The organism is Bacillus sp. CBEL-1 (assembly GCF_004348885.1).
Taxonomy (GTDB): Bacteria; Bacillota; Bacilli; order Bacillales; family Bacillaceae_H; genus Priestia; species Priestia aryabhattai_A.
Map to the genome: position 1 here is coordinate 906,067 of NZ_SBIM01000003.1, position 14,892 is coordinate 920,958.

The following is a 14,892-nucleotide window of genomic DNA, read 5'->3' on the forward strand; positions in this document are numbered from 1 at the left end:
TATTACTCTACTCTCGAATCTACTTTTTCAAGATCAGCGCTATCTAACTTCCATTCTCCGTCTTCCTTAACAAGGCTCCAATACCCTTCCCACTCTTGGACAAGTTCCGTTCCGTCATCATTATCATCATAAGATGTCATTTCAACGTAAGCTCTTGCTTCATTTCCACTAACATCAAGAACCTCGATATTCGTTACATTATCAGCGGTGTTTGCTTGTAGCCCTTTTTTCCAGTCGCTTAAATCCACTTTCGATTTTCGGTTTGATGAGAACAAGTCATGTGCTGATGCAAAGCTATCCGATGTAATATAATCGTAGTGAGAACGAACGGCATCTTCAATATCTGTCTCTTCGTCAATTGAATCAGAGGCATCATCTTCCATACTTACTTCGTCAAAATTATCACTCATGCTAAAGTAAAGTTCAGCTTCTTCAATATCATCTTCAAGAGTGATAGCTGGTGTTTTCTTTGTTTTTGAACCAAATTTTCGTTCAGCATGGATTTTTACTGATCCATCTAAGTTAATCGGACCAATGTATCCAAGTTCTTCAACCGTTTTACCTGTACTTTTCCCGTTTACGAATACAGTTCCGTCAAAGTAATCAGAGTATAACGAAACGTAATGATTTCCCCAGTCAAAATCGGCACTTGTTACTTCATCGCCATCCGTTGATTCAATGGTTTGTTTCATTTCAACGGTGCCATAATCACCTTTTGTAGACAATTTCATTTCGTGTTGTCCAGGTAAAAATGGTCCAACTGTTTGGAATTCATCTGCATTTTTGATAGTATCTACTTTTTGATTATCAATGTAAACATCTGCTTTTTCTAAGTTAGACGTTACTTCCACATACGCAGGCTGAACACGAATCGTATAATGATCAAATAAGATCCATTTCTTGCCGTTAGATTCGATTTGAACGTGTGAAAAGGTAGCTTCATCACCTGTTGCCATTTGCACACGATTTTCATATACATCTGCATCCTTTTTTAACCCTTTTGACATTTCTGTCAGCATTTTTGGATTGTCATGTACATATTTAACAAACTGCTCAACTTGCTGATCACTAGCTTTTAATTCAATCTGACCTTCATTCACAAACTTTTTAACCGTTTTGATGTCTTTATGTTGAACAGCTTCTATGAATGTATCTGAAATGGCAGTTGGTGACATAACCTTTTTATCAACAATGTAGAACCCTCCAAATGCTATCGCACCTAAAGCCACAACAGTAGCTGTGATAACTTTTGCTTTTAATCCCATTACTTTCTTCTGAACAGGAGGTGCACTTTCAGTAGTAGCTGTTTTGGAAGGATTCACAACTTCTCCGCATTCGGGACAAAACGTTTGTTCTTCATTCATTTTATAACCGCAATTATTACAATAACTCATCTTTTATTCTCCTTCACATGAAAAAGCACCGTCTAGCCACGATGCTTTTTCTACGATTTACTCTAATGTGTTACCAGTCACCAAACGTATCCTGAATATTAGAACCCAGACTAGAAACAACGGCTTCAATTAAGTGTCGTCCAAAAAGTACAAGTAAAATTGCCATAACGATATAAGTAAGTAGCGTACCATAGACACTATCTAAGCCATTTGAGCCACTGTGCTTAAAGCTTAAAATTGTAAATGCTACTGTTAGAAATAATCCTAGGATTCCAAAACCTAAGATATATGAAAATAGTGAAATCTTTAATAAAGCGAATACTACACCCACAAGCATCATCGCTGTTGGGGCAATTAAAAATGCACCAAAACGTGCAAAGACATCTTGAATAGAAACATTAACCTTTGCTAGCTTAACAGCTCCAAAAGTTACAAGAGCAATTGCACCAATACATAACATAGAAATAAGTCCATTAATAATAACAATATCCGTGAAATCCAACTTAACTACATTCTTCAAATCTTCTCTTAGATCTATAAAATCTGAGCCTAGCAAAGGCAATAGTAGAACTGAAAATTTATTAAGCACTTTATCTAAGATGGAATCAATTCCAAGATAAATCATTAGCGGTATGCTGATAGCAAACAGAATCATTGTAATAAGTCCATTAATAAACTGCTCTCCACGTACTCCTTGAGCCGTTGCAGTCGGTTTTTTTAGTCCTTGCATAAAGTAGCCGATATACATTTTTGAAATGTTCTTTGCATTTTCGACGTGTTGATTCGGTTGTTGTGGCACTCGTTGTTGTGAATAATTAGGTGTTGCTTGTTGTTGATTTGGCACAGTCTCTACTCCTGCTGCTACTTGTTGAGCAGCCACCTCTTCTAATTTTTTTCCACACTTCACACAAAATTTCCCGCCATCATTTTGATGACCACAGTTTAAACATTGCACGTATAAAATCCTCCTCTAAATATTAGTAGCTATTTATCAGCTATTGTTCTTTTTACTTTGCTTCAGTCGTTTTAACCAGCTTATACACTGCTAATTCACCATCTACATCTTTTACTTGATGGACGGTATTAAAGTTTGCTTGTTTACTAGTCCCATCCGCGTATGAAATTGTATACTCTTCATATGTCGACACTTCATACAAGTTATCCCCTAACTCTTTTACATCTTTCACATTAAACGTATGCATCTCTTCTGTAATGCCTTTTTCATTTAGATGAGCTGTATAATCCTTCTGTTCTTTATATTTAGGACCGTTTGGGTCAATATAGGGTGATGCGATAGAGAAATCTTCGTTATTAATAGAAGAAATGGTTGCGTCCATATAGTTGGCCATGAACGAAGCAATTTCGTCAGATGAATAATTTGCTTGCGCTTCTTCATTTTTCTCTTCTGAACTTTCAGTCACAGTCTCTACTTCTTCGCTTGTTTCACTATCTTCCTTTGATGATGAGCTAACGCTTGTTTGATACGTTTTTGGCTTATCTTCCATGACTTTTTTTACTTTTTTCGATAACTCACCGTATGTGCTAGAAGCGTCATGGACTAACCACTTTTCTTGTTTTTCATCATAAATTAGTGTGTACTCCATAAAGGTATTTTCCTTGCTCATCTCTGGAGTTTCACCTTGATAGTAATAATCCTCTTCGTATTCTTGAAGCCCGTATACAGTTGCCGTCCAGTCTCCATCTTCATAGCGAATATCCATATCATCTAAGTTAAACGTCGTGCCAATATACTTATTTTTATACAGGCGACTAATGTCTTTATCATAGCTAATGTTCTCTTTTAAACTTGCTAACTGATTTGCCGTTACATTTACAGCTTTACTTGGGTCTTGAGCCGTGTATGCACTTAACCAGCCTTTGGTTGAACTTACAATCGTATCAATCAGCGTATCTTGTGTTTTTTTATCGGTGCCAAAGTTCACGTACACCTCTGACCCATCAATTGCTTGATTAGCAGTCGTAGCTTCTCCCCAAGGCAGTTTTGCTTTTACTTGAAGTTTCATAGAACCTTCTGTTAATACTGGACCAAACGTATTGTTTTTTGCTAAATTGATGCCAACGTCTTTCCCATCAATCAATACGTTAGATGAAATCTCTGCCTCTTCAATTCCGGTATACACCGTAACATCGGAGCCGTCTAATGAAAGGTTGACGTTTTCTGTATCTACTGTGTTAGTAAGCTCTACATTTTCTTTAGCTACCAAGTCCACAAAATCAGCTTTTAATTTACCCTCAATTTTATAAGTACCAGGTAAGTAAGGACCGTATGTGTCTTTAAAATCATCCGATGTTGCCGTGTCGATTTTCTTACCGTTTATGTATAAGTCCGTATCTTTATAATTAGTGCTAATATTGACATATACGGGGTCCACTTGAACTGAATATTTATCAAAGATAAGAGCTGTTTTACCATTCTTGTTTAGCTTAATAGGACTATCTTCTAGTTCATTACCTAATACGCTTACAGCTGAGCCATCCATTGATGCTGACTGTCTCTTTAAAAACTGAATAACGTCTTTTCGTTCATCAGGATTTTTTTTAAAGTAGCTTACAAAGCCTTTGACATCCTTTTCTCCAATTTTCAAACTTGGATCTGTAGATGTTAAAAAACTAGCAACTTTCTTCTCGTCTTCGTTAATCAATGCTCCCTCAAAGTCATCGATGACTTTATTTTTATCAGTCACTGCTTTTCCGTACTGATACCCACCGAATAATACTACGATGGCAGCAATAACCGAGATAACTACCGTCTTTTTCTTTTTCGTCATCGGTGACTTTTGTTCACGTCGTGAGTTTGTAGTTACTGCTTGCTCCACAGACTGAACTATCTGTTGCTCGAACGGTTCTCCACAGTTTTGACAAAACTGAGCTCCTTCTTGTTTGGTTGTTCCACATCCTTTACAAAATCCCATTCGCATAACCTCCCTTTCCATTCCGACCCAAGAACAAAGACGCAGTACATAAGACTTATTTTCGAGTCACATTTTTATATATTAGCATAAATATTCACACATTAAATCATTTATTTTCTATTTAAGGTTAAAAAAACCAAGTCAACAACCTTTCATAAACAAAAAAGAACTTTTCACTCCCTAAATACTTGATATAAGCATATAAACGCACAAAAAAAGATACAGACCGAAAATATTTCAGTCTGTATCTTTTTATTTACGATAACCCTAATAGTTTCATAATCATTAAAATCAAGATTCCAACGACACCAAAGTCAGAGTCACCAAAGGTTGTTCCTTCAAACCCAACGTCGCCCATGAATACTAATAGAAGAGCTGGAATGAAGCTGATGATTAATCCGTTACAGAACGCTCCTGCCATCGCTCCTCTACGCCCACCCGTTGCATTTCCAAATACACCGGCTGCTGCACCTGTGAAAAAGTGCGGTACGAGACCTGGTACGATGACTTTTAAACCTAGTAAAGGTAAGAAGAACATGGATAATAATCCTGCAATAAAACTGAATAAAAACCCGATAATTACTGCATTCGGTGCGAATGGAAAGACCGTTGGACAGTCAAGGGCTGGCTTCGTGTCAGGCGCAACCTTATCCGCAATTCCTTTAAACGCCGGAACGATTTCAGCAATCAGCATACGAACTCCAGCTAAAATGATGTACACACCTGCTGCAAAAGTAATAGCTTGAATGAATGAGAACACAATAAAGTTTGATCCGCCAGATAAAGTAGACTCAATGTACTCTTGTCCGGCAAACAGTGCCACAACTAAGAAGAAAATTGTCATGGTCAGCGAAACCGCAACGGACGTATCTCTTAAAAATCCTAAAGATTGAGGCACTTTAATTTGTTCCGTTGTTTTTTCTTTGTTCCCGAATATTTTTCCGACTTTTGCCGATACGAAATAGCCGATTGTTCCAAAATGTCCGATGGCAAAATCATCACTTCCCGTAATTTGACGCACGTACGGCTGAAGAAGCGCTGGAAATAATACCATACATAACCCTAAAAGTATGGACCCAATTAACACGAGTGGAACTCCTTGAAGTCCGCCAATTGATAATGTTGCTGCAATTAAGCAAGCCATGAAAAGCGTGTGATGTCCTGTTAAGAAAATATATTTGAAGCGAGTAAACTTTGCTAATAGAATATTGGCAATCATCCCAAATACCATAATTAAAGCGGTAGATGTCCCGAATTTGCTTTGAGCAGCCGCGACAATCGCTTCGTTATTTGGAATAACGCCTGCCACGTTAAAAGCTTTATCAAACATATTGCTGAAAATATCAAGCGATCCCGTTAATACGGTTGCTCCCGCTCCGATAATGATAAAGCCCATAACTGTTTTTAACGTACCGGACACAACGTCCGCGGTTTGCTTGCGCTGAAGAAGTAAACCAACAAGCGCAAACAAACCAACGAGAATGGACGGTGTTCCTAAGATGTCTTTCATAATGATGTCTAACATAGTCTGACCCCCTTATTGATCAGGAATTATGAAACGATTGGCTCTAGCTTTGATTTGATTTCTGGAATGCTCATCATATTTTCCAGCGTCACGATTTGACGCGTACCGTCGTTTAATTGCCCAACAATATCAGCTGCCCCAATGAATACATCGGCTGTTTCCGTTTTTGCTGATGCTAGATCTGTGTGATCTACCTCTGCTGTTTTCCCCATTTCTGTTAACGCTTTCTTTACGTTCATCTCCATAATAAAACTGCTTCCTAATCCATTTCCACATACAACCATAATTTTCATTTACATTTCCTCCTCTGAATATTGATTAATATAAGTTAAAATATGTTCTGCGCTTGAGCTAGCAATGATATCTTCAATGTTACTTGGTTCTCCTAAAAGCTGCGTCAGCTGCACGAGTGCTTTTAGGTGCGACTCATTGTCCGTAGCAGCGAGCACAATGATGATTTGAACCAGCTTGTTCCCTCCAAAATCCACCGGCTCATCTAACTTTAATAAGCTCATAGACAGTGAACGAACTCCGTGTTCAGGACGAGCATGTGGAATCGCAACACCCGGCGTAATAACAACATAAGGTCCTGTTTCTTCTATAGAAGTAACCATAGCTTCCACATAGCTCTTTTCAATAGCACCAATCTTCAAAAGCGGTGCGGCTGCTTCTTCAATGCTTTCTTGCCAACTTGAAACTCTTGGCTTTAGCTGAATCGTTTCAGCCGTTAATAATTCCTTTAGCACCGGCTTTTCCACCTCCTCTAACGAATACTTCGTTGTTTTTTGCACATGCGTCTGCAGCTGTGACTGAAGCGCGCTTTGCAGCTCCTTACGCTGATGAATCGTCGCGTAGCTTTCAATGACCTTCATAACCGCTTCCAGGTTCACTTGGTTGGAAGTGTATCCGTACAGCTCCTGCATGACGTGCTGTTTTAACTTTTCTTTATCCTCTATGCCTAAAATTGGTGGAACAACAAACAGCAGTGCGTTTGTTCGTAAATGAACGGTTGAAAAGATAAGATCATAGCTCAACGAATACGTCGACATCTCGCGCACAGACAAAGCGTCCAAAAATAAAAGATCTGGAAAAAGTTCGCGCAATGTATAGATAAGAATATTACTAATCCCTACACCGTTTGGACAAACGACAATTGCTCGCTTCCTACCATCTAACGTTGTTCCTTGTTTTCTTAACCACCCGCCAAAATAAACGGTAAAGTAGGCAACTTCGCTTTCAGGTATCGGGCAGTCAAGTTCTTTCCTCATCGGCCCAAGCGATTTATTCGTTAAGTGATACAGCTCTGGATACACATTCTTAATACGTTCAACCATCGTATGAGCAGGCGTAAGCTGATACTTCATGCGATAATATGCAGGCTTAAAGTGAACAAATAACTGTTGATATAGCTCTTCTTTTTCCTGCAGTTCAATACAAGACAAGCGCTCAAATTCATCAATAACTGACAGCAAGCAGGTTTCAATCAGTTCGTTTTCTTGAAAAGGCGAAACGTCTTTTGTTCGGTTCATTCCAAGTAAATGAAGCGTTGCATATAGCTTGTCATCCTTGCTCCAGTCGGGTGAAAATGTCTGGCTATATGTTAGTGCTTCTACTACCTTGTACTCATTTGTTTCAACTAAAGGTCGCCAGCTCTCTTGGTATGGCAAGGTGTCGCCCTTACAAATTAATTGATCTAGTGCTAAAAATAAAAATGATAACTCATCTAGCCTTTCATCTGTAAAAGACACGCCAAGCTGATGTTCCGCTGCCTCAAGCTCACTTTGAATATGTTCAAGCTGAGCTTGCTTCGTTCCCCAAATGCACGTAACAACCGGCTGACTGCTGCCGTTTTGCAAAAGCTCATGAATGATTTGCTCAAGAAGATACAGCTTTGACTCATGCTCGCCTTTTATGACATATCCTTTCACTTTTGAATAGTGAATATCTAGACCGTAGCTCTTGGCTTTCTTTTTTAATTTTTGAAGGTCCTTCAACACGGTATTTCGCGAAACGCCTACCGCGCTTTGAAAATGATAAACAGACAGCTCTTCCTCACTAAGAAGCAGCATTAGGTAGAAAACTTGTTCACGATCACTCTCTGAAAACACGTAGCTCTGCTTTGTCAGTTTTACCTGTAAATCTTTCACTGGAAGACTAGCAATCAAGTAGTATCCTACTTTTCGATCAAACTGAATAGGTTCATAGCCGTGTGCTTCTAACCAGTCATTTGCTTTTTTCATTCCATACTGAACTTGTCTTCTTGTCAGACTGGTCTTTTCTTCAATTTCAGCCATCGTTAAGCTTTTTACCTGCTGCAAGTTCTGCAACAGCGCTGCACTTCGTTCATCTAAAACCATGTTGTGTTCCTCCTTAATCTCTACAATACGCCATAACATCAACAAAGAAAACGTTTTCTAAAACCCTTTCTTGTTCTCTCCGCTGCACACAAATATACTCTGCCGTTATTGTAACAAACTTTTTGTGTGGGCTTTGCTTTATTCAAAATCCGAATTGGATTTAGTATCATAGTAGATTGTCATTCTTTGCGCATTCATTTTATTTACAACTTCTTGAAAACGTATCACGTCATGAATAACATTTGTTTGCAAATCAGATGTTTGCTGTCTAGCAACTGTGGTTGTTTGCTTAACCTTACTACTAATTGTTTTTATAGTTTTCCAAGATGAGGCACTCCTTATGTGCGTTCTACCTCTTACTTCCTGCACACACTTCTTCCAATTCAGGAAACATTAGACCTATTTTACCAGTGGGAATAAAGACCAGAATAACCAAATTTAATCGTTCTTTATAAGTATAAGGGCTTCTATTATATAGAACTATCGATTCGTTTTTGCTAATTTTTTCAAATTTCTTTTGACTGTTACTGGAATTTTTTTTTAAAATAGTAAATGAAAATACATAGTAAAGGAGATGTTTTTCCATGTCAGGAATCATTCGCGTAACGCCTGCTGAACTTCGTGAAATGGCAGCTCGCTATAATAATGAAAGTGGTCAAGTACAAGATTTAGTAGGTCGCCTTGACACTATGAGAAACCAATTACAAGATATGTGGGAAGGTTCTTCTAGCCAAGCATTCATCGCTCAGTACGAAGAATTAAAACCATCATTCGTTGAAATGTCAAACTTGCTTAACAAAATCGCTAAGCAGCTTGATGACTCTGCGAACGTTCTTGAAGACACAGACAACCAAATCGCTAGCCAAATTCGCGGTTAATAAAAAAACGCCCTATCAAAAGATAGGGCGTTTTTTTATTAATGTTTTTCCTTCTTTCCCCATATCTATGAAATTAGGAAACCCATTAAAAACTTTCAGTTATTTATAATTATTATAAAAAAATATTGATTTTTATATGATATATGTTATTATCAAACTATCAACTAAAACTTTACGAGGTGATCTTATGACTGAAAATAACAAAAAATTGACGACTAGCTGGGGTGCTCCTGTTGGTGATAACCAAAACTCGATGACAGCTGGATATCGCGGCCCTACGTTAATTCAAGACGTTCATTTATTAGAAAAACTAGCTCACTTTAATCGCGAACGCGTACCAGAGCGTGTTGTGCATGCCAAAGGTGCTGGTGCACATGGTTATTTCGAAGTAACAAACGACGTTTCAAGTTATACAAAAGCAGATTTCCTATCTGAAGTTGGAAAACGTACGCCAATGTTCATTCGCTTCTCAACAGTAGCTGGCGAAAGTGGTTCAGCTGACACGGTTCGTGATCCGCGCGGTTTTGCAGTAAAGTTTTATACAGAAGAAGGAAACTACGACTTAGTTGGGAACAACACGCCGGTATTTTTCATCCGCGATGCAATTAAGTTCCCTGATTTTATTCATACCCAAAAAAGAGATCCGCAAACACATTTAAAAAATCCTAATGCTGTTTGGGACTTCTGGTCTTTATCACCTGAATCTCTTCATCAAGTGACAATCCTTATGTCCGACCGCGGAATTCCTGCAACATTCCGTCACATGCACGGATTCGGCAGTCATACATTTAAATGGGTAAACAAAGAAGGAGAAGCTGTTTGGGTGAAATATCACTTCAAGACAGAGCAAGGCGTAAAAAACTTGCCAACTGACCTTGCAGCAAAACTCGCTGGTGAAAACCCAGATTATCATACAGAAGATTTATTTAATGCCATTGAAAAAGGCGACTTCCCTGCTTGGAAGCTATATGTACAAATTATGCCTGTTGAAGATGCGGATACATACCGCTTCGATCCGTTCGACGTAACAAAAGTATGGTCTCAAAAAGACTATCCATTAATTGAAGTTGGTCGCATGGTGTTGAATCGCAATCCTGAAAACTATTTTGCAGAAGTTGAACAAGCAGCGTTCTCACCTGGCGCATTCGTTCCTGGTATCGAGGCATCTCCAGATAAAATGCTTCAAGGACGTCTATTCGCTTACGCAGATGCGCATCGTTACCGCGTAGGTGTCAACCATAATCACCTGCCAATTAACCGTCCAAAATCAGACGTTCACCATTATCAGCGTGATGGACAAATGCGCTTTGACGGCAACGGTGGTGGATCCGTTTACTACGAACCAAACAGCTACGGTGGTCCAACTGAAACGCCTGAACACAAGCAGACAGCTTTCCCTGTTAGCGGCGTAGCAGAAAATGCACCGTATGACCATCATGACCACTACACGCAAGCTGGTGACTTGTACCGCCTAATGTCAACAGAAGAGCGTGAGCGCTTAGTAAACAACATCGTAGAAGCGATGAAGCCAGTTGAAAAAGACGAGATTAAACTTCGTCAAATTGCTCACTTCTACAAAGCTGATCCAGAATACGGCTTGGGCGTGGCAAGGGGCTTGGGACTTGAAGTTCCTAACCTAAAAGCGTAAGCGACTGTTCAGCCATGAGAGGCATTGGAGCTTTTGACTGAATAGGAAAATTCAGACTACCTATTCTCAACTATTATTCTCGTTTCTCAATAACTCTATTTCTCTACTGCCCACGTCAATTGGCGTGGGCAGTCATTTTCAAATGTAGAAAGGATGAAAAAGCAATGGCCAAACAGTGCCCTGTATGTATGACTGAAATCAAACAATTAAAACATACGTTATTATGCAGCTGCGGTGTACGATTAAAAAGGAAGAAAAGCAGCTTATTAAAACATGAAAAAAGCTAGCGGTGCGCTAGCTTCTTTAAGGCCTTTACAATAGGAGAATGAAGAGGAGCATACTCTTAACTGTTGAAGTACTAATCATTTACTTGCTATTAGCAATCGCCTTTGTATCCCCAACAAGCGCAACCGATAATAACTAATAGAATGAAAAGGACGATGATTAAAGCGAAGCCGCTTCCGCCTCCGTAACCACCACAACCGTAACCGCAGTTTCCGTAACCGTACATATTGTCTCACCTCCTCTTGTTGATACTCTCATCATATGTACCGATGCAAAAAATGCTCCTAAAAAATCTAAAGTAAACTTTTGCTTTTACACGAACACCTTTTAGGCTAATAGGCTTGCGCATATAAGAAAAAGCCCAAACCAGACGGCTTGGACTTCTCAACCTTACATGTATTTATTGCTTTTTAGATAGCTCTGTTATGTAGTGAAAAAACGCTTCTGAATCAACGTCATACACAACATGAACCGGTCTTCCCTCTGCTGTTTCGTACGTTCTTCCTTGGCTTGGAACCTTCGTTTCTACCTCGCTACAAACGGTTTTCATCTTCACAAGATCTGGCTTGCCAACAGAAGCAGTTGTTAACACATCCCACAAATAGTACGTGGAATTGGTTTCAAAATGCTCAAGCGGCGGGCACGCAGCGTAGCACTGACCGACGAAATCCACTCCCGTATAGCGTCGAAGCGATGCCCAGTAGTTACGCACTGAAATGGTTAGCGGCACTTGATTGGTACTTTCAAGAGCCACCATCTCAATTGTTAATCCACTTTTCCACACGCGATCAACGGCTTCTGGATCCCAAAATGCATTCCACTCTGCGGTACCGTCGTGCTCAGGCTCTTGAACGTTTCCTACTTCTTGGAACGTTCCGCCCATCCACACTAGCTTTTCAATTTTCTTTTCAATATCAGGTGCCTCATCAAGCGCTCTAGCAAGGTCTGTGAGTGGCCCTGTAAATAAAAGCGTTGTTTTTTCCTGTTCTGCGCGCACCTTTTCAATTAAATGACGATGAGCAGGTTGATCGCTGACTGGTGCTTTCATTTGGCCTGACTCATTTAAAATTGGAAGCGCGTCAACGAAAAACGTATGCATGCGCCACTCTTTTGGAAATGGATACATCCCTCTTGACGTTGAACGTGCGACTTCCACTTGTTGAGTGCTAAAGCGATCGATAATTTTTCTACTTGCACTAATACCAGGTTCGAGATAGCCATCTGCTGGAATAACCGATACGCCGGTTAGCTCCACGTCATCCATTTGCAACAGTAAAAATAAAGATACTAAATCGTCAATTCCTGCATCGTGGTTAAAATATACTTTCTTTTTCATGACTTTTTCATCCCCCTAGGTATACTAAAAACTGCGAAAAATATGCTAAAGAAGCATATTTTTCGCAGTAAGAAATTTGTGGTTTCTATGTATTGCCCTTAAACCATATCATTAAGGATATACGAAAAATAAAAAAAAACCCTATATAATTGTTCGTATTTAAAGTTTATTTTATCCTAAATCCCTATCCAAAACAACCTTCTATAATTAATGATCAAACCTCTACACAATTTCGACCTTTTCGTTTTGCGGTATATAGTGCCTGATCTGCCTTTCGTACAAATTCATCTAACGTACATGATGTGTTTCCTGGTTGTATATCAAAAGCAGCAATACCAAAGCTCGCTGTTACATACTGTTTCACTTCATTAGCTTCGATTACCGTATTCTGAATGGCTCCCCTCAGCTGCTCTGCCAAGCTATAGACTTCAGAAAGAGTAGTTGCTGGAAGGTAAATAATAAACTCTTCTCCTCCGTAGCGCCCAACGATATCAGTCGGTCGTAAATTTTTCTGAACAACTTCACTGATTTTTCTTAACACAGCGTCTCCCATTTCATGCCCGTACGTATCATTAACCGTCTTGAAGTAGTCAATGTCAAACATAATAACAGCTGCTAACCCTCCACGTTTCGTGAGCGATATGAGCATTTCTTCCGCTTGTCGAACAAAGAATGTTCGATTATACACTCCCGTTAAACCATCAATACTGGCAATCTTACGAAGTTCTTCCTGCATGTTAACTCGTTCTGTTACGTCACTGAACGTAATCATTTGGCCTAGGTATACTTGGCTCGTGCTGTATATTTCCGAAAACTGAACGTGAAAGTGCTGAATAACTCCAGTTTCGTGACGGTAATCACAATCTTTCCTTTCTTGAATTACAGTTGCTAGTGCTTTATTTTCTTTTACAATGGATAGAACATGCTCACCAACCATTCTATGATGCAGCATGGGAATAACTTGACGAGCGGCATTATTAAAGTCTACCACTATGCCCTTTTGATTTAGTACAACAACGCCTTCTTTCATCGTTTCAAATACCACATCACGAGCGATAGGCACCACGTTAAAAGAACGGAACATAAAGATAGCCACCCCGTGAAACAAGCAGGTCAATCCAATGGAAACAGGTCCCAAATCAATGCCGTATGGACTAAGCTTATTTAAATAAAAATAGCTGGCGATAACAGGCGTTAGCAAGCCAAATACCATTAATAAAATTTGCATTTGAAATTGAAAAGCTGATTTTCGAAGTTCCATTAATAGTACAATGACGCTAAGCATGATGCAGACAAACAAATAAAATGAATGGAGATAATGAAACGGACCTGCTACTAAATCTGCTACTGGAAAAGGCGTATCGCTTCGAAACCCCACTTTTTTATAATACAGATGATGCCACTCATTTGTATTGTGAGTGAAGATTGTAATAATTGGAACAGTAAATAAAAGATAATAAAATGCTGGATAAATCTTTTTACCAACGTAGTTAAAGCACATTAAAACAATGAACGCTGGAATAAACGGAAGCGGTAAATACTCTATGCTTAGCCAAAACTTCACTTCTTCAATTGAAGTACTCATCATTTCAAACATATATCCAAAAGCAAAAACTGCAGACATACAGGTTAAAATGACATAATGCTTAACACCGGGGCCCTCGCGAATTTTAAAGGCACCGTATAAACTTAAAGCTAAAATAAGAACACCTGAACTTCCAACGATTACTACATATTTTAGTAGTTCACTATGCATGACCTATGACTCCATTTTCGTTAAGGTTAGCGTCCGCTATATTATTATACCGTAGCTCATTTTCCTTAGCACATATTTTTCGTTTAAATTACCTATTTTCCATCCATAAAAATCTATAATATTACATTTTATAAGTATATTTACTCATAAATAAGATAATTTTTTCAATTTTATTGAAAACTATACCATATTTCGACACCTTTTTCTTTTTTCTCATTATATACTGTCAGTGATACTAAAAAATAGTTCTCTTCAGAAAAAGGCAAACCTTTTGAAAGAAAGCGACGCAAAGCTACAGATCTAAGGTGGACAAGCACTATGATGGCTGAGCTCCCTGGAATGGGTAGAGGAGGATATTGAAGTAATGATAAACCAAACAACAATCAGTGTAGAAGAAAATGTACAAGAATGGATTTCACTCATGCAGTATGCAAAGAAGATTGGTCTCACAACTGAAGAGGTAAAAGATTTTTTACTTCAGAACAAATCCACATGAACAGTCCTCGTATTGCAATATAACACCTTGCGCCTTTAGGTATAAATTGGGACTGACCCCGTAAAGTGAGACAAATAAAAAACACCTTTAAGTTGAAAACTGGGTATGTAGTACCTAACCATCACTTGGAGGTGTTTTTTCTATGGGAACAAGAGTCAGTTATCCAGTCGAACTAAAGTTAAAGGCAATTGAAATGAGATTAGCCGGTGTACCTGTAAAAGAAGTCTTATCACAACTAAACATTCGAAATCCTACCCAATTAAAAACGTGGATGAAGTGGTATC

General features: G+C 38.9%; 13 protein-coding genes and 2 riboswitches. Of the genes, 4 read left to right on the forward strand and 9 right to left on the reverse strand.

All coding sequences use genetic code 11. The features are described from left to right. Nucleotides 1-2: 2 nt before the first annotated feature. The 6 genes from EPL02_RS04610 to EPL02_RS04635 form a co-directional block, all read right to left on the reverse strand. Complete coding sequence (locus EPL02_RS04610) at nt 3-1,394, reverse strand: zinc ribbon domain-containing protein (protein ID WP_131887115.1); 1,392 nt, start codon at nt 1,392-1,394, stop codon at nt 3-5. Nucleotides 1,395-1,464: 70 nt separating this feature from the next. Continuing rightward, entirely contained in the window at nt 1,465-2,349 is an 885-nt protein-coding gene (locus EPL02_RS04615) for a zinc ribbon domain-containing protein (protein WP_131887116.1), read from the reverse strand. Between the two features lie 52 nt (nt 2,350-2,401). Further along, the gene (locus EPL02_RS04620) at nt 2,402-4,327 is read right to left on the reverse strand and encodes a zinc ribbon domain-containing protein (RefSeq protein WP_131887117.1); all 1,926 of its coding nucleotides are present in this window, start codon (nt 4,325-4,327) and stop codon (nt 2,402-2,404) included. Between the two features lie 256 nt (nt 4,328-4,583). Beyond that, complete coding sequence (locus tag EPL02_RS04625) at nt 4,584-5,852, reverse strand: PTS ascorbate transporter subunit IIC (RefSeq protein ID WP_131887118.1); 1,269 nt, start codon at nt 5,850-5,852, stop codon at nt 4,584-4,586. A gap of 26 nt (nt 5,853-5,878) precedes the next feature. Further along, nucleotides 5,879-6,145 carry a PTS sugar transporter subunit IIB gene (locus tag EPL02_RS04630; RefSeq protein ID WP_094912739.1) on the reverse strand — a complete coding sequence of 89 codons (267 nt, stop codon included), beginning with the start codon at nt 6,143-6,145 and terminating at the stop codon, nt 5,879-5,881. Then, on the reverse strand, nt 6,146-8,209 hold the full coding sequence (locus tag EPL02_RS04635) for a BglG family transcription antiterminator (RefSeq protein ID WP_131887119.1): 2,064 nt from the start codon (nt 8,207-8,209) through the stop codon (nt 6,146-6,148). Nucleotides 8,210-8,793: 584 nt separating this feature from the next. Here EPL02_RS04635 and EPL02_RS04640 point away from each other — a divergent pair. Together EPL02_RS04640 and katA are read left to right on the forward strand one after the other, a co-directional pair. Further along, nucleotides 8,794-9,087 carry a WXG100 family type VII secretion target gene (locus EPL02_RS04640; RefSeq protein ID WP_025909237.1) on the forward strand — a complete coding sequence of 98 codons (294 nt, stop codon included), beginning with the start codon at nt 8,794-8,796 and terminating at the stop codon, nt 9,085-9,087. Between the two features lie 187 nt (nt 9,088-9,274). Then, a complete protein-coding gene (katA, locus tag EPL02_RS04645) occupies nt 9,275-10,735 on the forward strand; it encodes a catalase KatA (RefSeq protein ID WP_094912431.1) in 1,461 nt (486 codons plus the stop codon). A 376-nt stretch (nt 10,736-11,111) separates the two neighbouring features. Here the strand turns inward: katA and EPL02_RS04650 are convergent, their stop codons facing one another. The 3 genes from EPL02_RS04650 to EPL02_RS04660 all read right to left on the reverse strand — a co-directional run bounded on the left by EPL02_RS04650 (nt 11,112) and on the right by EPL02_RS04660 (nt 14,112). Then, nucleotides 11,112-11,246 (reverse strand): YjcZ family sporulation protein, encoded by a 135-nt coding sequence (locus tag EPL02_RS04650; protein WP_076512530.1) that lies wholly within the window; start codon nt 11,244-11,246, stop codon nt 11,112-11,114. A 174-nt stretch (nt 11,247-11,420) separates the two neighbouring features. After that, nucleotides 11,421-12,356, reverse strand: coding sequence for a nucleoside hydrolase (locus EPL02_RS04655; RefSeq protein ID WP_094912430.1), 936 nt, complete (start codon nt 12,354-12,356; stop codon nt 11,421-11,423). A 45-nt stretch (nt 12,357-12,401) separates the two neighbouring features. Further along, a riboswitch (purine riboswitch) is annotated at nt 12,402-12,501 on the reverse strand. Nucleotides 12,502-12,570: 69 nt separating this feature from the next. Beyond that, entirely contained in the window at nt 12,571-14,112 is a 1,542-nt protein-coding gene (locus EPL02_RS04660) for a histidine kinase N-terminal 7TM domain-containing diguanylate cyclase (RefSeq protein WP_131887120.1), read from the reverse strand. A 251-nt stretch (nt 14,113-14,363) separates the two neighbouring features. Then, nucleotides 14,364-14,450, forward strand: a riboswitch (cyclic di-GMP riboswitch). A gap of 26 nt (nt 14,451-14,476) precedes the next feature. On the opposite strand from EPL02_RS04660, the gene EPL02_RS04665 reads away from it, so the two are divergent. Both EPL02_RS04665 and EPL02_RS21110 read left to right on the forward strand, forming a co-directional pair. Next, entirely contained in the window at nt 14,477-14,608 is a 132-nt protein-coding gene (locus EPL02_RS04665; RefSeq protein ID WP_131887121.1) for an anti-repressor SinI family protein, read from the forward strand. Between the two features lie 142 nt (nt 14,609-14,750). Further along, on the forward strand, nt 14,751-14,892 hold a 142-nt coding region (locus tag EPL02_RS21110), incomplete at its 3' end, for a helix-turn-helix domain-containing protein (RefSeq protein WP_131887122.1).